Source organism: Glaciihabitans arcticus (assembly GCF_004310685.1).
Classification (GTDB): Bacteria; Actinomycetota; Actinomycetes; order Actinomycetales; family Microbacteriaceae; genus Conyzicola; species Conyzicola arctica.
On record NZ_SISG01000001.1, the window covers coordinates 733,459 to 754,056 of the forward strand.

Consider the following 20,598-nt stretch of genomic DNA (forward strand, 5'->3'; position numbering starts at 1 on the left):
AGCGTGTCGGCATGGCCAGCGAAGCGACGACGATCCAGGCGGGCGACCGCGAGGTGCGCATCTCGAGCCCGAGCCGTGTGCTCTGGCAGGAGCTCGGCATCACCAAGCTCGACCTCGCGACCTATTTCGTCGAGGTATCGGTGCCGTTCCTGCGGGCCAACGGCGATCGCCCGGTGTCGCTGCAGCGGTTCTCGGGTGGCATCGACGGAGAACAGTTCTTCTCGAAGAATCCGCCCAAGGGGACTCCGGATTACGTTCGCGCGGTGCCCGTGACCTACCCGAGCGGGCGGTCCCACCCGCAGCTCGTGCTCGATGAACCGGCCGGCATTGTCTGGGCTGCGCAGATGAACACCGTGGTCTTCCACCCCTGGGCGTCGAAGGCGGGCGACCCCGACAATCCCGACCAGCTGCGCATCGACCTCGACCCCCAGCCCGGAACCGGATTCGCAGAGACGATCCCCGCGGCCCTCGAGCTGCGCTCCCTTCTCGCCGAGGCCGGACTGACCGCCTTCATCAAAACGAGCGGCAATCGTGGCCTGCACGTCTTCGCGCCGATCGAGCCGACCCACGAGTTCCTCGACGTGCGACACGCGGTCATCGCGGCCGCCCGCGAACTCGAGCGGCGCATGCCGGACAAGGTGACGACCAACTGGTGGAAGGAAGAGCGCGGCGAGAAGATGTTCGTCGACTACAACCAGGCCAACCGCGACCGCACTATGGCCGGTGCCTACAGCCCACGAGCGCTGCCGACCGCCACGGTCTCCGCTCCGATCGAGTGGGACGAGCTCGAATCGGTGAAGCCTACCGACTTCACGATCCTCACGATGCCCGGCCGGCTCGCATCTACCGGCGACCCGTGGGAGCACATGCACGACACACCCGGCACGATCGACACGCTGCTCAGCTGGTGGGAGCGGGATCTCGAGAACGGACTCGGCGAACTCGTCTTCCCGCCCGACTTCCCGAAGATGCCGGGGGAGCCGCCGCGTGTGCAGCCCTCCCGCGCCAAGAAGACGGACTAGGCGAGCACTTTCGCCAGGTCGTACTTCGCCGGCACCTCAAGCTGGTCGTAGGTGCAGGAGCGCGGATCGCGGTCATCCCGCCAGCGCTCGAACTGGGCGGTGTGCCGAAAGCGCTCGCCCTCCATCTGGTCGTAGCGCACCTCGAGCACACGCTCGGGGCGCAACGTGACGAAGGACTGGTCCTTGGCGCCGGAGAAACGGTTTCGCTCGCGTTCGCCGGTCTCGGCCGCTCCGTCGTCGCCGCGAGTGACGAGCGGCTCCAGCTCGTCGATCAGCTCCAGCCGGCGCGCGTTGCTGAACGCGGACACCCCGCCGACGTTCTTCAATTCCCCTTCGTCGTAGAGGCCGACGAGCAGCGAGCCGACACCGGCTCGGGACTTGTGGATGCGGTAGCCGAGCGCAACGACGTCGGCCGTGCGGTGATGTTTGATCTTGAGCATCACACGCTTGCCGGGCGCGTAGGCGGCGGCGAGTGGCTTGGCGACGACGCCGTCGAGACCCGCGCCTTCGAACTCCTCGAGCCAGTGCTGAGCGAGTTCCACGTCGGTCGTGACCTGGCTGCGGTGCAGGGGAGCTGTCAGCGACAACTTCTCGAGTGCCGCCCGTCGCTCGCTGAACGGCAGGGTTGGGTCATCCAGCAGGTCGAAAGCGACGAAGGAGGCGGGCGTCTCGACCGAGAGCTTGTCGATGCGGCTTTGAGCGGGGTGGATGCGCTGCGAGAGGGCCTCCCAGTCGAGACGCCCGGCAACCGGCAGGATGATCTCGCCGTCGAGCACACACGGCTTCTTCAGCTGCCTGCTGAACTCGGCTACCAGCTCAGGGAAATACCGGGTGAGCGGCTTCGCCCCTCGGCTGCCGATCTCGACGGTCTCGCCGTCGAACGTCACGATGCCGCGGAATCCGTCCCACTTCGGTTCGTAGAGCAGCCCGCCCTCGACCGAATCGGGGAGGGGGATCGCTGAAACGGCCTTGGCCAGCATCGGTTCCATGCGGGCAGGTTAGTCCTCGGCGCTAGAAAACATCTCAGGATTCCCAGCGAACGCCCCACGCGACGATCGGCTGCATGGAGTCCATAAGGTCGGCGCCGCGCTCAGTAAGTGTGTAGTGCACCTGCACGGGCGTTGTGGCGAGCACCTCGCGCTCGATCAGGCCGGCATGCTCCAGCTCTTTCAGTCGCTGCGAGAGCATGCGGTCGGAGAGGCCGGGAACTACGGCGAGGATCGCGCTGAAGCGGGTCGCGCGGCGGGAGAGGGCGAGCATGATGCCGGAGCTCCAGCGGCGGCCGATCAGCTCGACCGAGCTTTGGAAGAGGCGGCAGGCGTCTTCGTCGATGTGCTCGAAGACGGAAGTCTGGAAGTCGGTGCGGGTCATTGTGCTCACTTACTTAGTGTAAGCGGCTTACGGGGTGTTTGCACAGTGCTCCCGATCCGCTCAGACTTGACCCATGCCCGACTACCGCCACACCCTCCAGTTCGGAACCTTCATCACGCCGTCGAACGCGGCCCCCGACCAGACGGTCGAGCTCGCGGTGATCGCGGAGGAGCTCGGGTTCGACCTCGTGACCTTCCAGGACCACCCTTACCAGCCGGGTTTCCTCGACACCTGGACGCTGCTCAGCTGGGTCGCGGCTCGCACCTCGACCATCCACGTGAGCGGCAACGTGCTCAACCTCGCCATGCGTCCGCCGGCCGTGCTCGCGCGGGCGGCGGCATCCCTCGACCTCTTGAGCGGTGGTCGTTTCGACCTGGGCCTCGGCGCGGGCGGCTTCTGGGACGCCATCGATTCCATGGGCGGCACCAAGCTGACGCCCGGGCAGGGGGTCAGCGCGCTGGACGAGGCGATCGACGTCATCCGGGGCATCTGGGATGCGGATGAACGGCGCCCGCTGCGCATCGAGGGCGAGTACTACCACCTGCGCGGCGCGAAGCGCGGACCTGCGCCGGCCCACGACATCCCCATCTGGCTGGGTGCACTGAAGCCCCGGATGCTGCGGCTCACCGGTACCAAGGCGGACGGCTGGTTGCCCAGCCTCGCGTACCTGCAGCCGGGCGACCTCGAGTCGAGCAACGCCGCCATCGATGAGGCGGCTCGCGCGGCCGGACGAGAGCCGCGCGAAGTGCGCAGGCTCCTCAACGTGGGTGGCCAGTTCGCTGCCCGCAATGGCGGCATGCTCGACGGACCCGCCGAGCAGTGGGTCGAGCAGCTGACCCCGCTCGCGCTCGAGCACGGCTTCGCGACGTTCATCCTCGCCTCCGACGACCCTGCGGTTATGCAGCGCTTCGCCGAAGAGGTGGCGCCTGCCCTGCGCGAGGCCGTAGCCGCCGAGCGTGGAGCGGGCGAGGAGGTGCGCTCTGCCGCGTCGATCGCCCTGCGCCGCGAGGGCATCGACTACGCGGGAATCCCCGAGTCGCTGAGGGCGGGCGCGGTCGAGCCCGGTGACTTCGGATTCGCCCGGGTCAAGTCCAACTACATGCGCGGGGGCAACCCGGGTATCGTGCTGCGCCCTTCTTCGACTGCCGAGGTTGTCGAGGCGCTCGAGTACGCGCGGCGTCATCCCTCGCATGCTCTCGGCATTCGCAGTGGCGGGCACGGCATCAGCGGTCGGTCCACGAACGACGGCGGCATCGTCATCGATCTGAAGAAGCTGAACGGCATCGAGGTCATCGGCGACCGGCTCGTGCGGGTCGGCGCGGGAGCGCGCTGGACCGACGTCGCGAACGCCCTCGAGCCGCACGGCTGGGCGCTGTCGTCGGGCGACTACGGCGGGGTCGGCGTGGGAGGGCTTGCGACGGCGGGCGGCATCGGCTGGTTGGTGCGCGAACACGGGCTCACGATCGACCACCTGCGCGCGGTCGAGGTGGTGCTCGCCGATGGCACCGTCACCCGTGCCAGCGAGGACGAGAACCCCGACCTGTTCTGGGCGATGCGCGGCGCCGGCGGCAACTTCGGCGTCGCAACGAGCTTCGAGTTCGAGGTCGACGAGGTGGGGCTGGTCGCGTTCGCGCAGCTCGCTTTCCAGCTCGACGACACCGCAGAGTTCCTCGAGAGCTGGGGCGCGCTGGTGCAGGGGTCGCCGCGCGATCTTACGAGCTTCCTGATGATGGGCGGAGCCTCGAATATTGCGCAAGTGCTGACCCTGGTCGACTCGTCGGACCCCGACACCGTGCTCGAACGCCTGCAGCCGATGGCCGAGCTGGCGCCGCTCGTGCAGCAGTCCGTGCAGATGCAGTCATACGCGAGCGTTATGGCAAACGTGCAGGGCGGACCTCACCGCGGGCAGGGCGAGCCGCTGTCCCGATCGGGGCTCATCGAGCGGTTCGACAGCGGCGTCGCGCGGGCGGCGGGTGAGCTCATCGCCAGTGGCGCATCCCACTTCTTCTCGGTGCGGTCCATGGGCGGTGCGGTCGCCGATGTGGCTCCGGATGCCACGGCCTTCGCCCACCGCAGCGCCGGCTTCTCCGTGGTCGCCCTCGGGTCCAACGCCGCCCAGCTCGATGCCGCCTGGGCGCCGCTGCGCGAGCACTTCCTCGGCTCGTACCTCAGCTTCGAGACCGGGCAGACGGCCGAGGATCTCGCGAGCGCCTTCCCGCCCGCGACCCTCGCGCGGTTGCGCTCGCTCAAAGAGCGATACGACCCGGCCAACCTGTTCCGCGACAACTTCCCGATTGCGATGAGCCACACAGACGGCTCATAGGAATGACATAGGGATACCGGCTTGGGTGGGGGAATACCAACCCAAGGAGTTCCCATGGACACCCTCGCCATCATCGCGATCGACCTCGTCGCCGTCGCCGTGCTGACCTTCGGCCTGTATTTCCGGCGCCACCGCCGACGCGATCTCGTTGTCGCGTACCTCGTAGTGAACGTCGGAGTGCTCGCCGTGACCGAGGTGCTCGCCACGAGCACCGTCGGCGTCGGACTCGGTCTCGGTCTCTTCGGGGTGCTGTCGATCATCCGCCTGCGCTCCTCCGAGATCGCGCAGCACGAGGTGGCCTACTACTTCGCCTCGCTCGCGCTCGGCCTCATCGCCGGCATGACGTCGACCCTCGATGTGGTGCCGCTCGCGCTCATGGCGCTCATCCTGCTCGTCATGTTCGTGGGCGACTCCAACCACCTTCTCAAGCACTACCGTCACCAGGTCGTGGTGCTCGATCGGGCCATCGCGGACGAGACGGCGCTCATCGCCCACCTCGAAGGCCTGCTCGGTGCCCGCGTGCACGGCGTGACGGTGCAGCAACTCGATCTGGTGGATGACACCACCACAGTCGACGTGAAGTACGAGCTCGGCGCGAGCGCCGCCGTGACCCGGGAGCGTGTCGCGTGAGCCGCCTCGAGATGCTCGAACCCATCTCCCTCGAGGAACTCACGGAACGGGCATCCCTGCTGACGCGAGTGGACCGCAAGTACCTCGTCCCGGTTTCAGGGCTCGACGCGCTGCTCGGCGACCTGGGTGGTGCGACCCGTGTTCTCGAGATCGAGGGGCTGCGGGCATCCGAATACCGCTCGGTGTATTTCGACACGGCGGGGCTCGACAGCTATCTGGCCGCAGCTCGTCGTCGGCGGCGTCGTTTCAAAGTGCGCACCCGCACGTACCTGGAGTCGGCGCAGTGCTACCTCGAGGTGAAGACCCGCGGCGGGCGCAGTCTGACAGTGAAGGAGCGGGTCGAGCACCCGGTGGCGGCGAACGATTCGCTCGAGGGCGATGACGGTTACGTGCAGTTCGCGCTGCACGAGGCCGGCATCGACTCGGTGCCCACTTCGGCGCTGCAGCCGACCCTGGTCACCCGTTACCAGCGCACGACGCTGTTCGTGCCGGAGGGGAGCAGCCGCGCGACCATCGACACCGCCCTCAGCTGGATCGACAACACCGGGCACACGATAGCGACGCCCGGCCTCGCGGTCGTGGAGACCAAGTCGGGATCCACCGCCTCACCGGTCGACCGGGTGCTGTGGGCGCACGGCCACCGCCCGGCGAACATCTCCAAATACGGCACGGGAATGGCGGCCATGCGGCCCGAACTCCCGCAGAACAAATGGCGACGCGTACTCGACCGGCAACTGCTGCCGGCCGTCGCCTCCACCCTCTCAACCCCCAGGAGCTCATCATGAAACGTCTGTTCGTCGCCCTTCCGCTCGTCGCGAGCCTCGGCATCCTCGCCGGGTGCTCAGCGGTCACCACCGACTCGGGTTCGCCCATCGCGGCGGTCAGCGCCGGAGTCACGGCCGCCGAGGTACTCGCTGACAACGAGGAGGCATTCGTGGGCGAGAGCTCGTACAACACGTCATCCGCCACCGCAGTCGACCTGTCGTCGATCGAGGGCGACACCTACGAGATCACCGCGGCGGGCACCTATGTGCTGAGCGGATCGCTCGACGGCCAGGTCGTCGTGAACGCGGAGGGCGCGGACGTGACACTCGTGCTCGACGGGGCCACTGTGTCGAGCTCGACGAGCGCGGCCATCGCGGCGACCGCCGTCGAGAACCTCTCCCTGATCCTCGCCGACGGGTCGACCAACACGCTCAGCGACACGTCGAGCTACGCTTCGGACGCCGACGTGAACGCCGCGCTGTACTCCGCGGGTGACCTGATGATCAGCGGCGACGGCGCACTCGAAGTGACGGGTAACGGCAATGATGGCATCGCCTCGAAGGACGGCCTCGCCATCACCTCCGGCACCATCTCGGTGACGGCGGTGGATGACGGCATCCGCGGCAAAGACTCGCTCGTGGTGAGCGGCGGCACGATCGAGGTCGACGCCGGGGGTGACGGACTCAAGGCCGACAACGACACCGACGCGGACCGCGGCTACATCGCGATCTCGGCCGGAACCGTCTCGGTGACCTCGGGCGGCGACGCCCTTCAGGCCGAGACCGACCTCGTGGTGACCGGTGGCTCGCTCTCGCTCGAGTCCGGCGGCGGTGCCGGCGCGACCCTCGGTGCCGACGACTCGGCCAAGGCGCTCAAGTCGTCGGTCTTCCTGGTCGTCGAAGGCGGCACGATCGAAGCTGACGCGGCGGATGACGCGATCAACGTGAATGGCGCGGTGCACCTGTCCGGCGGCTCGCTGTCCCTCGCGTCCGGCGACGACGCGGTCCACGCGGAGTCCGAACTGCTGCTCGACGGAGCGGCGGTCGACGTGACCGACTCGGTGGAGGGGCTCGAGAGCGCTTCCATCCTCATCGCCGACGGCGAGGTCACCGTGCGCTCGACCGACGACGCGATCAACGCGTCCGACGGGTCGGGTGCGACCGAGGGGGCCGGCATGGGAGACACGGCGGCGGGCGTTTCGGTGCTCATCAGCGGCGGCACGGTTGTGCTCGACTCGGATGGCGACGGCCTCGACTCGAACGGCACGGCTCAGATCACCGGCGGCTCGGTCACGGTCTACGGTCCGACGAACGACGGCAACGGAGCGCTCGACGTCAACGGCAGCTTCACCATCTCCGGTGGCGAGCTGCTCGCGGCGGGCAGCTCGGGCATGGCCGTCACCCCCGGCGAGGACTCCGAGCAGGTCACGGTTGCGGCAACCTTCGACCAGACCCTCGCTGCGGGAACGCTCGTCGAGATCACCGCTGCCGACGGCACCGTGCTCGCGACCTTCGAGGCGACGAAGGACTTCTCGTCGATCGTCTACTCCTCGGCCGACGTCGAGGATGGGGCCGAGTACTCGTTCGTCGTCGACGGCACCTCGGCGGCGACCGCGACCGGCGGCGTTGCCCTGGCCGGCGGCGTGGGCGGGATGCCCGGCGGTGGCGGCCCCGGCGGCGGCCCTGGCGGAGACGGGGACCGCTGACCCTCGCCGAATCGTCGAAAAGTGCTCCAACCCGCCCCGGTTGGAGCACTTTTCGCTGTTCGGCGGCGGGGCTGCGGCCGTGGAACGGTCCAACGGCCAGAGATTGACCCTCCGAGCGACCCGAACCACGTTCTCTGGCCGTTCGAGCCGGGTGAATCGATCCAGTTGCGAGTGCCCGACTGGCAGATGTGACACGGCATGTGAACGGTGTTTACACTGAGGAACCCGTCACCGAAGGAGTTTCATCATGGCCCCCATCACTCCGGTCCTCTGGTTCGACCTCGAAGGTAAGGAGGCCGTCGACTTCTACGTCGAGACTTTCCCCAACTCGCGGGTGTTGGCGACGAGCGTCTACCCGGAGAGCGCGCCGCTTCCGGCCGGCACCTGGCTCACGATCGACTTCGAGCTGAACGGGCTGCGGGTGCAGGCGTTGAACGGCGGACCGGGACATCCCTTCACCGATGCCATCTCGCTGTCGACCGAGGTCGATGGCCAGGCCGAGGTCGACCGCCTGTGGCAGGCGATCACCGGCAGCGGCGGTGAGGAGGGTCCGTGCGGCTGGGCGAAGGACCGCTTCGGGCTGTGGTGGCAGATCGTGCCGAAGGGCATGGGCAAGCTTCTGAACGACCCAGACCCGGGCCGCGCGAGCCGCGCGATGAACTCCATGATGCAGATGAAGAAGATCGACCTGGCGGCGATCGAAGCTGCGGCAGCGGGCTGAAACGTGGGCAAGGTGATCGTGCAGCAACTGGTGACGCTCGACGGATTTATGGCCGATGAGAACGGCGGCATCTCGTTTCACAGCGAGGTGGACGACTTCTCCGAGTCCGATGCGAGCCAGCTCGCACTGCTGGAAACGGTGGGCCACGTGCTCCTGGGCGCCGGAACTTATCGCCTCTTCGTGGACTTCTGGCCCACGCCGACCGCGGCGGACGAACCCGTCGCCGACCGGCTGAACTCACTGCCGAAAACCGTGGTCTCGCGCTCGCTCGGCACGGCACCGTGGGGCGACTTCGCGCCGGTGACCGTCGAGCGGCGCGACCCGGTCATCGTCGCGCGCGATCTCGCCTCGGGCGAGGGCAATGTGATGGTGTGGGGCAGCATCGAACTCTCCCGAGCGCTGTTCGCCGGCGAGATGGTCGACGAACTGCACCTGACCGTGCTGCCCGTCACCCTGGGCGACGGCATCGGCTACCTTCCGAGTGATTTCGGGATGCACCGGCTCACCCTCCTCCGCTGCGAGTCCTACAGCAGCGGCATCCTGAACCTCGTCTACTCGTTGCGCTGAAGGTCGCTGACGCGGTCCGCGAAGCCCTGGTCGGCCAGCACGCGCGCTTCGACCTCGGGGTCGAGTCCGAGCCGTGGCCGATCCTCGCGCTGCGGCGCATCGCCGCCGAGCGACTGCAACCAGCTCCACGTGTCGTCGACCGTCTCCCGCAACGGACGGATCCGCAGGCCCGCGGCGAGCGCCTTTGACGGATCACTGCCGTGCAGCGTGTCGTGCAGCTCGCCGGGCGGGAGCCAGGCCGGAAGCTGTGTCCACGGCTCCACGCCCGCATCGAGGATGACCGCCGGATCGACCCAGTGCAGCCGCGCGTCCGAACCCGTGGCCGCGAGACACGCGCCGAGCAGGTCGCTCATGGTTGTGGCGGTGGGCGGCGAGACGATGTCGAAGGGTCCTCCGAGGCCGGCAGCCGCGGCATCCAGCCCAAAAGCGGCGAGGTCGCGGGCGTCGACGTACTGGATCCCCAAGTCCGCCGGCCCCGGTGCGAGTATGTCCCCGCCGCGGGCCGCGCGGCCCAGCCACCACGGCAGGCGGCCGATGTTCTCATTGGGCCCCAGGATGAGCCCAGCTCGCAACAGCAGCGCGCGATCGCCGAAGTGCTCCATCGCGGCGATCTCGCCCCCGCGCTTCGCCTGGGGATACTCGGCCTCGGTCAGGTCGGGGGAGGACTCGACGAGGGGTGCGCTCTCGGTCGCGCCGGCCGGCAACGGGGACTCGTACACCGAGCGGCTCGACACGTACACGTAGCGATCAACGGAGTCGGCGAGCTGCGCGGCGGCATCCCGCACGGCCACCGGAGCCCACGACCAGGTGTCGACGACGATGTCCCAGCGTCCGCCCTTCAACTCGGCGAGGCCGTCGGACTCCCACCGGTTTCCGCGCAGCGACTCCACGCCGAGCTCGGGTGCGCGCGTCTGCCGATTCAGCGTTGTCACGTGCCAGCCGCGTTCGAGGGCGTCATCTACAAAGGCCCGTCCGACAAAATCCGTACCACCGAGAACAAGGAGTCGCATAAAACCATCCTGCGCCGAATGACTTCCCGAGACCACCCGTAGACCGGTCGGGGTTTCTGTGCGACATACTGGACTGATCCTCGTAAATCACCTGCCCGAAAGGCCCGCATGGACACCTCACAGGTCCCCAACGAGTTCGTGGTGGTCGGCATCGTTGCCGCCGTCATCGTCGTTCTCCTCATCGCATTCTTCATCCTCATCGGCGGCATCAAGGTCGCCAAGCCCGACGAGGCGATCATCGTCACGTCGCGCCAGAAGGTCACCAAGCCGGGCGTCGAGGCCGGCGAGAATGCCGGACAGCGCGTCGTCTTCGGATCCCGTGTCTTCGTCAAGCCGATCGTCGAGGCCCACTTCAAGCTGAGCCTGCGCAGCAGGCAGCTCAACGTGCAGGCGACAGCCCAGACCCGCGACGCGATCACCATCAAGGTGAACGCCGTCGCCGTCGTCAAGGTCGGCGGTTCGGAGTCGATGGTGCGCGCAGCCGCCCAGCGATTCCTCAACCAGCAGGACCAGATCGAGACGTCGACCGAAGAGGTGCTGAGCGGTTCCGTTCGCTCCATAGTCGGCCAGCTCACGGTCACCGAGATCATCACCAACCGCTCCGCCCTGCAGGGCCAGGTGCTCGAGGCCGTTCGCGATTCCCTCGATATTCAGGGCCTGCAGATCGACACGCTCCAGATCAAGGAGATCGACGACGACAACGGCTACATCCGCGACCTTGGTCGTGGTGAGGCTGCGCGCGTGAAGCAGGTCGCCGAGATCGCTGAGTCCGTGTCCCGCCAGGCATCGGAAGAAGCCCGCATCGGTGCCGACCAGGCCGTCGCCGAGTCGCAGCGCAAGCTCGACCTGCGCAACGCGGAGATCCAGAAGGAGACGGACAAGGCTCGCGCCGAAGCCGCCGCCGCTGCTCCGCTCGCCGAGGCGATCGCCCAGCAGGAGGTCGTGGCCCAGCAGGAGATCACGGCAGGCAAGCGCGTGGGACTGCGCAAGCAGGAGCTCGACGCCGAGGTTCGTGCAGTCGCAGACGCCGGTGCCTACTCGATCCAGAAGAGCGCAGAGGCAACCGCGGGTGCTGCGGTCGCCGCCGCAAACGCAGACCGTGATGCCCGTCGCTCGTCGGCCGAGGCCATCGAGGCAGAGGGTATCGCCGAGCGCAACCGTCGTCGCAGCGCGGCCGAGGCCGTCGAGGCCGAGGGTCTCGCCGACAAGAACCGTCGTATCGCGGCTGCCGAGGCACTCCGCGCCGAGGGTGAGGCAGAGGCAGAGGCCATTCGCGCAAAGGGTAACGCCGAGGCAGACTCCGCGCGTGCCCGCGCCGAGGCCCTCGACGAGCGGTCGCAGGATCTCCTGCGCCAGCAGATCATCACCCTGCTGCCCGAGATCATCCGGGCAGCGTCCGAGCCGCTGTCGGCGATCTCGAACCTCACGATCCTGTCGAGCGACGGAACGAGCGGAACGAACGCACTCGGCCAGGGCGTGGCCGGCCAGCTCGCGACATCCACCCAGATCATCAAGGACCTGGTCGGAATCGACATCGCGGACATCATCACCGGAACCGCAGCGGGTCGCGCCGCGGGTGAGGCGATCAACCCGCCGCGCAAGCCCAAGGAGACGAAGGCCGCTACTCCGGCTGTGTAATTTCGTCGCGGCCGCGCAGCTTATCGAGCTCGCGTCGGTCGCGTTTCGTCGGACGCCCGGCTCCGCGGTCTCGCACCACGGTGACCGGGCGTTCTTCGCGCGGCGGTGGCGGGGGAGTGAGGTCGTCGAAGAGCAGTGCGGCGGCGGGCGCTCCGACCCGCTTCACGGCGAGACCACGAACGATGAGGATGCGTTCAATCCCCTCGAGCCGCACCCGGACCTCGTCTCCGAGGCGCACCGGCTGGGACGGCTTCGCGCGTTCCTCGTTGACACGCACGTGACCGGCCTTCGTGGCCGCGGTCGCGGCGGAACGGGTCTTGACGACCCGCACCGCCCAGATCCAGCTGTCGACGCGCACACTGGAGCCGGAAGTCATATCCCGACTCTAGTTAGAAGTTGTTGACACCGTGCTCTTCGCGCCACGCGTCGAGTCGCGCATAATCGGGCAGTTCCTGCAGCGCCCACTGGTTGCCGTCGGGATCGGCGAAGTAGACGAAGAGCCCCCAGGGCTGGTTGTCGACACCCTGGGCCGCGGCGCCGACCGAGGTCAGGTGGTCGAGCGCCTCCTGCGCATTCGACACCACCATCTGGATGGCGTTCTGCGTGCCCGGCACCATCTCGGTGATGCCCTCGCCGATGCAGATCGAGCAGGCGGATCCGGGAGGGGTGAGCTGCACGAAGCGCAGGCTCTCGTTGACTCGCTGGTCGTGGTCGGCGTTGAAGCCGATGCGGGTGTAGAACTCCTTGGCTCGGTCGATGTCGGTGACGGGTACCGCGATGAGTTCGATCTTCATGTCCATGGTGTTTCCTTTCCGTTGACCCCAATCTAAATTCGCATCAGGTCGCTTTCTGTCCTGATGGCGAGCAGACTTGGGCAATGGCGGAAACCACCTCACGCATCCTCGCGCTGCTCGGCCTGCTGCAGGTGCACCGGCAATGGTCCGGACCGGAACTGGCGGAGCGACTCGGGGTGACCGAGCGCACGCTGCGCCGCGACATTGAGCGGCTGCGCGACCTCGGCTACCGCGTCGAGGCCGAGCGAGGGTCATCCGGCGGCTATCGTCTGGAGGCGGGAACGCAGCTGCCTCCGCTGCTGCTGAGCGACGAGGAGGCCGTCGCCATGGCGATCGGCCTGCGGGTCACGGCGAGCCAGGGGCTCGTCGACGGCGAGCAGACCAGCCTGAGCGCCCTCGCGAAGTTCGAGCAGGTGCTTCCCGCCGCCCTACGCGAGCGCGTCAACGCCCTCGCCTCGGTCGTGGAGCTTGCAGCCCCTGGCTCCGCGGCGGTCGCGACCGGGCTGCTCGGCCAGGTCGCGCTCGCCTGCCGCGACCGCGAGCGCCTCCGCTTCGCCTACACGTCCGGCTCTGGTGATGAGACGCGGCGCTCGGTCGAGCCGCACTCCCTCGTCTCCGCACAACGCCGCTGGCTGCTCGTCGCGTGGGACCGCGAGCGCTCCGACTGGCGCACCTTCCGTGTCGACAGGATGAGCGACTTCTTCGGCACGCGTGTGCACTTCGCGCCCCGCGAGCTGCCCGCAGACGACGCCGCGGCCTTTGTTGCGCGGACGATCAGCACCCTGCGCGAGCTGCACTCGGGCGAAGTCGTGCTGAAGATGACCCACGACGCCATGACGCGACGCTTCGGACAGTACGGGGCGGAAGCCTGGGCGGAAGGAGAGACAACCGTGTGGCCGATCCGCGCCGCGACGCTCGAGGGACTGCTCTCTTCGCTCGCCTGGGTGCCCGTCGACATTGAATACGAGCTGCGGGGCAGCCCGGAGTTCCTCGCGCTGGCGCGGTCGGCGGCTGGAAACATGCTGCGCGCGGTGGACGCATCCCGAACACAGTGACATTGTGGACACCGTACACATTCAGAGCAGAGGAGCAGACATGTTCACACCAACCGGTTCATTCGGCGGCTTCAGCGTGCGGGACGTCGATGAGGCCTACGCGTTCTACACCGAGAAACTCGGCCTGACGGTCGACAAGAACGACATGGGAATCCTGGACATAAGCCTGCCGGGCGGGGGAGTGGTGATCGCCTATCCCAAGGGCGACGACCATGTGCCGGCGAGCTTCACGATCCTGAATTTCGAGGTGGCCGACATCGACGAGGCGGTCGATGCCCTCAACGAACGGGGCATCGTCACCAAGATCTACGACGAGGACTCCGAGGTGCCGTGGACCGACGAAAAGGGCATCGGCCGTGGCAAGGCGAACAACAGTGGACCGGACATCGCGTGGTTCAAGGACCCGAGTGGCAACATCCTGAGCGTGATCTGCGGCTAACGCCGAGCGGCGCGCTCCGCAGCCTTGCGCTCCTTGCGCGCCGCCTCGGCGACGGCAGCGACCTCGGGGGTCGGCGCGCTTCCGCCGAGGTGGGCGGGCTGCCAGGGCTGGCCCGTGCCGTCGACGGGGTAGTCGCGCTGCAGCGGGTCGAGCAGCGACTGCAGGGTGGAGCGGAGCGACAGGGTGACGGCGGCCGAGTCATCCTCGGCAGTCACATGGATGGGCTCGCCAATCGCGAAGCTGACCGGAATGCCGAACTTCTCGCCGAACGACGACTTGGCGGTCTTGGTGAGCAGGCGGTGCCCGCCCCAGATCGCGATCGGAATCACCGGAACACCGGCCTCGGCGGCCATGCGCACGGCACCGGTCTTGAGCTCCCGCACGGTGTACGACGCGCTCACCCCGCCCTCGGGGAAAACACCGAGCGCCTCGCCGGAGCGCAGCGCCGCGACGGCCTGGCGGTAGGCCTCGGCACCCGCTGTCATGTCGACCGAGATGTGCCGCATGCCGCGCAGCAGGAAGCCAACGACCGGCTTGTCGAAAGCGTTCTTGGTGGCGAGGAAGCGCACGTGGCGACGGTTCTTCTTCCAGGTCATCCACTCGGCGAGGGCGAAGTCCATGTAGCCGAAGTGGGTGAGGGCGAACACGGCACCGCCGGTGTCGGGGAGGTTCGCAGCTCCCACCACCGTGGGCTTCACCCGGAGGAAGCCGAACAGGCTGCGGCCGGCCCCGATCGCAGCTCCGTAGATGGGGTCGCCGCGTCGTTCACTCATGCCTGTCAGTTTATCCAGCGGATGTTTCCTAAGCTGTGACAATGCACGAAGCCACAGCGGATGCCCGGGTCTTCGTCCAGCCCCGTCCACGACTTGCGCTGCTCCCCGCGTCACTGCTCGCGATCTCCGCGGTTCTGCTCTTCGCGCTCGAGTGGAAGCCGGGCGGCTACGTTGTGCTGCTCGTCGCCGTGGCGGCCGGTTTCCTCGTCAACAGCGCCCTCGGGCGCGACCTCGCTCTCATCGCCGCCGGCCTGCTCATCATCAGCACCATCTCGCTCGCCGCCGACATCAGTTACGGCAACATCGTGGTGATGGGCATTGTGCTGACGCTCGCGGTCGTCGTGCCGTACGTCGGCTCGCGGTTCCTGTTCCGGGAGCACGTGATCCGCTTCCCGATCCGCACCGGCCAGAAGTGGACGCCGCTCGAGAAGTGGTACCTCGTGATCGTCGTGGCGCTGGGCTACTTCATCCTGCCGCTCTACTTCATCGGCACCGGCGCCTACCTCAACTGGCCGGCGATCCAGGCACCCGACGAACTCGCGCGGCTCTTCGTCGGCGTCAACGCGGTCGGCATCTGGGATGAACTGTTCTTCATCTGCACCGTCTTCGCGCTGCTGCGCCGGCACTTCCCGATGTGGCAGGCGAACCTGCTGCAGGCCGTGATCTTCGTGTCGTTCCTGTGGGAGCTCGGCTACCGCGGAGTTGGGCCGCTGATGACGTTCCCGTTCGCGTTGCTGCAGGGCTACACGTTCTCGAAGACCAAATCACTGACCTACGTGGTGTGTGTACACCTGCTGTTCGACCTGGTGGTCTACCTCGTGCTGGTGCACGCGCACAATCCGCAGTGGGTGCGGATCTTTCTGTTCAGCGCGAATTAGGCGTTGGTCAGCTCGTCGGAGGCGAGCGCCGCCTTCCAGCGCACAAGCGCGCGCACGGTGTCGTCGGGGTCGTCGGCGAGGCGGGCCATCACGTCATCCGGAACAAAAAAATTCAGGGCGAGCCAGCCGCGAACCTTCTCCGACTCGTCATCGGCGAGTGAGCGCAGGATGTCGCACGACACGTTCTCGTTGCGGGCGAGCCACGACCGCACACCCTCGTCGCTGTCCTTCGCGAGCTTCTCGAACAGGTCTTCGGGAGCGTGGTAGCTCGAAGCGACGCTCTCGCGGATCTTCGGGTTCGGGCTCGCGGCGAGGGTTCGCAGGCGCGCGATCTTCGAGTCAGTGACCGGCGGAGCGGGGTGCAGCGCGGCCGCCTGCTCGGGCGTGAGCATGACCGGCGCGTGGTCTCGCATGGCCTGGCGCTGGGCGGGGGTGTTGAAGCGGATGCACGACATGCTGCAACGCTACTCCCGCCGTCATATCGTCGCGGCCTTGCGACCGGCGTGCCTCGGGAACCACGGCACGATCGGCGACACCCGCAGCTGGTACTCGGCGTACTCAGGGTACTTCGACCGCGTGATCGATTCGGTGAAGATCGTCGAGCCCACGAATAGCAGGGTCAGTAGCACCGCACCGAGCACCGTCCACTGGGCGAGGGAGCCGGCGGCGATGGCACCGAACAGGAACAGCGCCCACCACTGCGCCTGCTCGAAGAAGAAATTGGGATGACGACTCACTGACCACAGGCCGCGCTGCGCGAACCTGGGCCCGGCATAGCCGGCCGTGTGCTTGGCAGCGTGGGAGTTCCACTGCTGCTGATCGGCGACCGTCTCGCCCGCGAGCAGCGCCAGGAACAGCACGGCGACCGCGACGTCCCACGCGCCGAACGGTCGGGGGTTCAGCCACACGGTGAGAGCCGGCAGTGTGATGAGCAGCAGGATCGCGTTCTGGTAGAGCACGATGAAGAACAGGTTGAACAGTTCGAACTGCCAGCGCTTCATGCGCCCGCGGAGCACGGCCCAGCGGTAGTCCTCGGTGCCCGTGTAGCCGCCCTTACGCGCGAAGTTGAACGTCAGGCGCGCGCCCCACAGCGTCACCAGCACGCCCATGACGGTGAGACGGGTGTCGGCGAAGCCCGAAGCGGCGGCGAAAACCCAGACGTAGACCACGGGCACGATGGACCACAGCCTGTCCACCCACGAGTGCTCGCCGGTGATGAGCGAGGCGATCCACGTGGCGGCGCAGACGCCAAAGGCGATCCATAGAACAACGGCAACGGGGTCCATTTCGCCATACTATCGGCGGGTTCGCTGTCGATAGACTGCAACGCGTGAGTGAAGCCGCGGCACCCGAGATCAGCGACCGCATCTGGACGGTCCCCAACATCCTCAGCTTCCTGCGGCTGGTGCTGGTGCCGGTGTTCCTCGTGCTCATCATCACCGGCGAAGACCTCTGGGCCCTCATTGTGCTGGTCTTCTCGAGCCTCACCGACTACCTCGACGGTGTCATCGCGCGCCGCTTCCAGCAGATCACGCGCCTCGGCCAGCTGCTCGACCCCGCCGCCGACCGGCTGTTCATCTTCGCGACCTTCATCGGGTTGGCGTTCCGCGACGTCGTGCCGTGGTGGCTCGTCGCCGTCATCGTCGGCCGCGATGCGGTTCTGCTGGTGCTCGGAATAGTTCTTGCCAATTTCGGTTACGGGCCGCTTCCCGTTCACCACCTCGGCAAGGTTGCCACGTTCTGCCTGTTCTACGCCCTTCCGATTCTGATGATCGGGCAGGCGTTCCCTGCAATCGCGTGGTTCACGGCTCCGATTGGCTGGGCTTTCGCACTGTGGGGAGCTTTCCTCTATTGGTGGGCCGGTGTGATCTATATCGTGGAAACTCGTCGGGTAATCGCCATTCCACGCCTTTTGGGTGGCTCCCGATCCGATACGCTGGACAGCTAGCAGGAGAGGGAGGTCCACGATGGTTGATTCCGAGAATCTGGGTCAGGCCGACGAGAACCGGCCCGGCGAGAACGACACGACGCTGACGTTCGGCGACGAGTTCGGCGCGCAGCTGGCCGCTCTCGAAGGTGGCGTTTCAGTCGAGGAGCAGGATGCGATTGCCGCGCTGCCCTCCGGCTCCGCACTGCTCATCGTTCGTCGCGGCCCTACTTCGGGCGCGCGCTTCCTTCTCGACGCTGACGTGACGACCGTCGGACGTCATCCCGACGCCGATATCTTCCTCGACGACGTAACCGTCTCGCGCCGTCACGCGGAGTTCCTGCGCTCGGGCCGCAGCTTCCAGGTCAAGGACCTGGGCTCACTCAACGGCACCTACCTCAACGGCGAACGCATCGACACGGCGCCGCTCAGCGACCGCGCCGAGGTGCAGGTCGGCAAGTTCCGCCTCACCTTCTACGCCTCACGCGTCGACCTCGTCGCCCCGGCCGGCTCGTAGTGGCCCGCACGGCAGCCCAGACCCGGGCTACTGCTGCTCCCACCCTGCTCAGCATCGGGCAGGTGCTCGCGCGCATGGGCCCGGAGTTTCCGGACCTGACCCCGTCGAAGCTGCGCTTCCTCGAGGAGCGCCAGCTCATCACGCCGGCCCGCACCGAGTCGGGCTACCGCAAGTTCTCCGCCTCCGACATGGACCGCCTGCGCTTCGTGCTCGGCCTGCAGCGCGACCACTACCTGCCGCTCAAGGTCATTCGGGGTTATCTCGATGAGATGGATGCCGGTCGCCAGCCCGAGCTGCCCGGAGCCGTCACCGCCCCGTCGATCCTGCCCTCCGAGCGCAAGTTCTCCCGCGATGAGCTGGTTCGGGAGGCCGGAGCAACTGCAGGCCTGCTGCAGGATGCCGTATCGGCGTCGCTTGTTGTCGCTTCCGACGTGTTCGGCGAGGACGCCCTCACGATGCTCAAGTCCCTCGTCGAGCTGCAGCGTTCGGGTATCGAGCCCCGGCACCTGCGCGGCTTCCGCGCCGCGGCAGAGCGTGAACTCGGGCTCATCGAGAATGCCCTGATGCCGGTCTCGCGTCGCAAGGATGCGGCGAGCCGCGCCCGCGCCATGGAGATGGCCCGCGAGATCGCCGACCAGCTCGAGATTGTGCGCAGCAGTCTGATCAGAACCGCCCTCGGTCGCCTCGATTCGTAGTACCGTCGAAGGTGGCCCACCGGGCCGGTCACGACACGCCGGGGCAGTTTCGGCGGATGTGCCCGGCGGCGGCTCGGACCATCGGTAGCGTGGTGGTTACAAGGTTAACCGTCAAGTTCAGATTCAAGGTTTGCAGTGCTGCCGACCGAAGTGAATACGACATACCGCGACACCCCCAGAACCAAAGGACAGAGCCATGAGCGATCTCAGCCGTAGCGAAGAATCCCGCTACGACCTCGGCCTGCTCTTCACCGACGGCATGGTCGACCTGGATGACGCATCCGGCTACCGCGGCGCCGTAGCCGCCCGCGCCGCCGGCATCAGCTATCGTCAGCTCGACTACTGGGCCCGCACGGAGCTCGTCGAGCCCACCGTGCGCGGCGCGGCCGGAAGCGGCTCGCAGCGCCTCTACGGCTTCCGCGACATCCTCGTGCTCAAGCTCGTCAAGCGCCTCCTCGACACCGGCATCTCGCTCCAGCAGATCCGTATCGCTGTCAACCAGCTGCGCGAGTCAGGCATCAGCGACCTCGCCCAGACCACGCTCATGAGCGATGGCGCGAGCGTCTACCTCTGCACGTCAAACGACGAGGTCATCGACCTCGTCAGCCGCGGCCAGGGTGTCTTCGGCATCGCCGTCGGCAAGGTGCTGCGTGAGGTCGAGCACTCGCTCGTCGAACTCGACTCGGTCGCCGCGGAAGACCCCGCCGACGAACTCGCCCAGCGCCGCGCGACCCGCGCTTCCTAGCTTTTTCGCTGGTTGAGTAGGCCGCCCGCGGCCGTATCGAAACCACGCTGACAGGATCGCGCGCCAGGATCTCGATACGGCCCTGGCGGGCCTACTCGATCAGCTCGAGGAGATTACTGCGGAAGCGCGTACTCGCCCATTTTGGCGGTACGCATCACGCGGTCGAGCAGCTGGTCGAAGTTGTGCGCCATCTCCTGTGCGCTCTCGCCGGGCCAGACGTGCAGCGGTTTGGCGGCACCCTGGGCCTGCTGGAGCGACGTGCGCTCGGGCAGCTGGGGCGAGAGCACAAGCGGCCCGAACATGTCGCGCAGTTCCTTGATGCGGAACTGGTGCTCGAGCGACTGAACACGGGCGCGGTTGACGATGATGCCGAGCGGCTGCAGGCGCGGGGAGAGTCCGCGGCGGATCTCCTCGATCGCGCGCAGGGCGCGGTCGGCGGCGGCCACCGAGAACAGGCCGGGCTCGGTCACGACCGTGACACGGTCGGACGCTGCCCAGGCGGTGCGGGTGAGGGCGTTGAGCGAGGGCGCGCAGTCGATCAGAACGAGGTCGTAGTCCTTCTCGACGTTAGCGAGGGCCTCCTCGAGCTTCCAGATGTCGCGGATGCTCGGGTGCGGGCCGTCGAAGTTGATGGCGCTCGGGGATCCGATGAGCACGTCGATCTTGCCGGGTCGACCGCGAGTCCAGCCCGACGAAGTAATCGCCGCGCGGACGACCTTCTCTTTGGGGGAAGCGAGGACATCCGCAATATTGAGATGACCGGCGGGGTTGATGTCCATGCCGGTCGAGACGTCGGCCTGTGGGTCGAGATCGACCACAAGGGTGCGGAGTCCCTTGGCGAAAGCGGCCGAGGCCAGCCCGAGCGTCACAGTGGTCTTTCCCACGCCCCCCTTGAGGGAGCTGACGCTCAATACATGCACGAGAAGGAACGATACCCGCCCAACCTGTCGGACACCTAAACAGGGCACATCGTGTCGCACATTCGATGCGCGAAAACGGGGGCCTGTCCTCCCATAGGCTTGG

Annotated in this window: 24 protein-coding genes; 15 read left to right on the top strand and 9 right to left on the bottom strand. The window is 67.3% G+C overall.

The window, feature by feature from the left end:
* The first annotated feature begins 11 nt into the window (after nt 1–11).
* Nucleotides 12–1,022, top strand: coding sequence for a non-homologous end-joining DNA ligase (gene ligD, locus EYE40_RS03360; RefSeq protein ID WP_193554477.1), 1,011 nt, complete (start codon nt 12–14; stop codon nt 1,020–1,022).
* Here the strand turns inward: ligD and EYE40_RS03365 are convergent.
* Nucleotides 1,019–2,011: an ATP-dependent DNA ligase gene (locus EYE40_RS03365; protein WP_240034691.1), complete on the bottom strand. Its 993-nt coding sequence runs from the start codon at nt 2,009–2,011 to the stop codon at nt 1,019–1,021. The two genes, ligD and EYE40_RS03365, sit on opposite strands and share 4 nt — an antisense overlap.
* A 34-nt stretch (nt 2,012–2,045) precedes the next feature.
* Complete coding sequence (locus EYE40_RS03370) at nt 2,046–2,393, bottom strand: winged helix-turn-helix transcriptional regulator (protein ID WP_130982746.1); 348 nt, start codon at nt 2,391–2,393, stop codon at nt 2,046–2,048.
* Nucleotides 2,394–2,466: 73 nt separating this feature from the next.
* Here EYE40_RS03370 and EYE40_RS03375 point away from each other — a divergent pair, with 73 nt between their 5' ends.
* The 6 genes from EYE40_RS03375 (at nt 2,467) to EYE40_RS03400 (ending at nt 9,104) form a co-directional block, all read left to right on the top strand.
* Complete coding sequence (locus tag EYE40_RS03375; RefSeq protein WP_130980624.1) at nt 2,467–4,716, top strand: LLM class flavin-dependent oxidoreductase; 2,250 nt, start codon at nt 2,467–2,469, stop codon at nt 4,714–4,716.
* Nucleotides 4,717–4,770: 54 nt separating this feature from the next.
* Nucleotides 4,771–5,346 carry a DUF4956 domain-containing protein gene (locus EYE40_RS03380; protein WP_130980625.1) on the top strand — a complete coding sequence of 192 codons (576 nt, stop codon included), beginning with the start codon at nt 4,771–4,773 and terminating at the stop codon, nt 5,344–5,346.
* A complete protein-coding gene (locus EYE40_RS03385) occupies nt 5,343–6,131 on the top strand; it encodes a polyphosphate polymerase domain-containing protein (RefSeq protein WP_240034692.1) in 789 nt (262 codons plus the stop codon). Before EYE40_RS03380 ends, EYE40_RS03385 begins: the two co-directional genes overlap by 4 nt.
* Nucleotides 6,128–7,816, top strand: coding sequence for a carbohydrate-binding domain-containing protein (locus EYE40_RS03390; RefSeq protein WP_130980626.1), 1,689 nt, complete (start codon nt 6,128–6,130; stop codon nt 7,814–7,816). Before EYE40_RS03385 ends, EYE40_RS03390 begins: the two co-directional genes overlap by 4 nt.
* A gap of 247 nt (nt 7,817–8,063) precedes the next feature.
* Complete coding sequence (locus tag EYE40_RS03395) at nt 8,064–8,537, top strand: VOC family protein (protein WP_130980627.1); 474 nt, start codon at nt 8,064–8,066, stop codon at nt 8,535–8,537.
* A 3-nt stretch (nt 8,538–8,540) separates the two neighbouring features.
* Nucleotides 8,541–9,104 carry a dihydrofolate reductase family protein gene (locus tag EYE40_RS03400; RefSeq protein ID WP_130980628.1) on the top strand — a complete coding sequence of 188 codons (564 nt, stop codon included), beginning with the start codon at nt 8,541–8,543 and terminating at the stop codon, nt 9,102–9,104.
* Here the strand turns inward: EYE40_RS03400 and EYE40_RS03405 are convergent.
* Nucleotides 9,089–10,114 (bottom strand): Rossmann-fold NAD(P)-binding domain-containing protein, encoded by a 1,026-nt coding sequence (locus EYE40_RS03405; RefSeq protein WP_130980629.1) that lies wholly within the window; start codon nt 10,112–10,114, stop codon nt 9,089–9,091. The two genes, EYE40_RS03400 and EYE40_RS03405, sit on opposite strands and share 16 nt — an antisense overlap.
* A 108-nt stretch (nt 10,115–10,222) precedes the next feature.
* On the opposite strand from EYE40_RS03405, the gene EYE40_RS03410 reads away from it, so the two are divergent.
* Nucleotides 10,223–11,752, top strand: coding sequence for an SPFH domain-containing protein (locus EYE40_RS03410; RefSeq protein ID WP_130980630.1), 1,530 nt, complete (start codon nt 10,223–10,225; stop codon nt 11,750–11,752).
* On the opposite strand, the gene EYE40_RS03415 is transcribed toward EYE40_RS03410, so the two are convergent.
* Nucleotides 11,736–12,128 (bottom strand): RNA-binding S4 domain-containing protein, encoded by a 393-nt coding sequence (locus EYE40_RS03415; protein ID WP_130980631.1) that lies wholly within the window; start codon nt 12,126–12,128, stop codon nt 11,736–11,738. The genes EYE40_RS03410 and EYE40_RS03415 overlap by 17 nt on opposite strands.
* 13 nt (nt 12,129–12,141) lie before the next feature.
* Entirely contained in the window at nt 12,142–12,552 is a 411-nt protein-coding gene (locus tag EYE40_RS03420) for a VOC family protein (RefSeq protein WP_130980632.1), read from the bottom strand.
* 77 nt (nt 12,553–12,629) lie between these two features.
* Here EYE40_RS03420 and EYE40_RS03425 point away from each other — a divergent pair, with 77 nt between their 5' ends.
* On the top strand, nt 12,630–13,601 hold the full coding sequence (locus EYE40_RS03425) for a helix-turn-helix transcriptional regulator (RefSeq protein WP_130980633.1): 972 nt from the start codon (nt 12,630–12,632) through the stop codon (nt 13,599–13,601).
* Nucleotides 13,602–13,641: 40 nt separating this feature from the next.
* Nucleotides 13,642–14,040 (top strand): VOC family protein, encoded by a 399-nt coding sequence (locus EYE40_RS03430; protein WP_130980634.1) that lies wholly within the window; start codon nt 13,642–13,644, stop codon nt 14,038–14,040.
* Here EYE40_RS03430 and EYE40_RS03435 read toward each other — a convergent pair.
* Nucleotides 14,037–14,813: a lysophospholipid acyltransferase family protein gene (locus tag EYE40_RS03435; protein WP_130980635.1), complete on the bottom strand. Its 777-nt coding sequence runs from the start codon at nt 14,811–14,813 to the stop codon at nt 14,037–14,039. The two genes, EYE40_RS03430 and EYE40_RS03435, sit on opposite strands and share 4 nt — an antisense overlap.
* Before the next feature lie 41 nt (nt 14,814–14,854).
* Here EYE40_RS03435 and EYE40_RS03440 point away from each other — a divergent pair, with 41 nt between their 5' ends.
* A complete protein-coding gene (locus EYE40_RS03440; protein WP_130980636.1) occupies nt 14,855–15,691 on the top strand; it encodes a CPBP family intramembrane glutamic endopeptidase in 837 nt (278 codons plus the stop codon).
* Here EYE40_RS03440 and EYE40_RS03445 read toward each other — a convergent pair.
* Nucleotides 15,688–16,146 carry a hypothetical protein gene (locus tag EYE40_RS03445; protein ID WP_130980637.1) on the bottom strand — a complete coding sequence of 153 codons (459 nt, stop codon included), beginning with the start codon at nt 16,144–16,146 and terminating at the stop codon, nt 15,688–15,690. The two genes, EYE40_RS03440 and EYE40_RS03445, sit on opposite strands and share 4 nt — an antisense overlap.
* A 21-nt stretch (nt 16,147–16,167) precedes the next feature.
* Nucleotides 16,168–16,977: a DUF1295 domain-containing protein gene (locus tag EYE40_RS03450; protein WP_130980638.1), complete on the bottom strand. Its 810-nt coding sequence runs from the start codon at nt 16,975–16,977 to the stop codon at nt 16,168–16,170.
* Nucleotides 16,978–17,021: 44 nt separating this feature from the next.
* On the opposite strand from EYE40_RS03450, the gene EYE40_RS03455 reads away from it, so the two are divergent.
* From EYE40_RS03455 to EYE40_RS03470, 4 genes are all read left to right on the top strand, one after another.
* Nucleotides 17,022–17,639 (top strand): CDP-alcohol phosphatidyltransferase family protein, encoded by a 618-nt coding sequence (locus EYE40_RS03455; protein ID WP_130980639.1) that lies wholly within the window; start codon nt 17,022–17,024, stop codon nt 17,637–17,639.
* Nucleotides 17,640–17,658: 19 nt separating this feature from the next.
* A complete protein-coding gene (locus tag EYE40_RS03460) occupies nt 17,659–18,135 on the top strand; it encodes an FHA domain-containing protein (RefSeq protein ID WP_130980640.1) in 477 nt (158 codons plus the stop codon).
* Nucleotides 18,135–18,830, top strand: a complete 696-nt coding sequence (gene ftsR, locus EYE40_RS03465) for a transcriptional regulator FtsR (RefSeq protein WP_130980641.1) — start codon at nt 18,135–18,137, stop codon at nt 18,828–18,830. The genes EYE40_RS03460 and ftsR overlap by 1 nt, the downstream gene beginning before the upstream one ends.
* A gap of 196 nt (nt 18,831–19,026) precedes the next feature.
* Entirely contained in the window at nt 19,027–19,575 is a 549-nt protein-coding gene (locus EYE40_RS03470) for a MerR family transcriptional regulator (RefSeq protein WP_130980642.1), read from the top strand.
* 113 nt (nt 19,576–19,688) lie between these two features.
* Here the strand turns inward: EYE40_RS03470 and EYE40_RS03475 are convergent, their stop codons facing one another.
* Nucleotides 19,689–20,495: a ParA family protein gene (locus tag EYE40_RS03475; protein ID WP_130980643.1), complete on the bottom strand. Its 807-nt coding sequence runs from the start codon at nt 20,493–20,495 to the stop codon at nt 19,689–19,691.
* Nucleotides 20,496–20,598 lie beyond the last annotated feature (103 nt).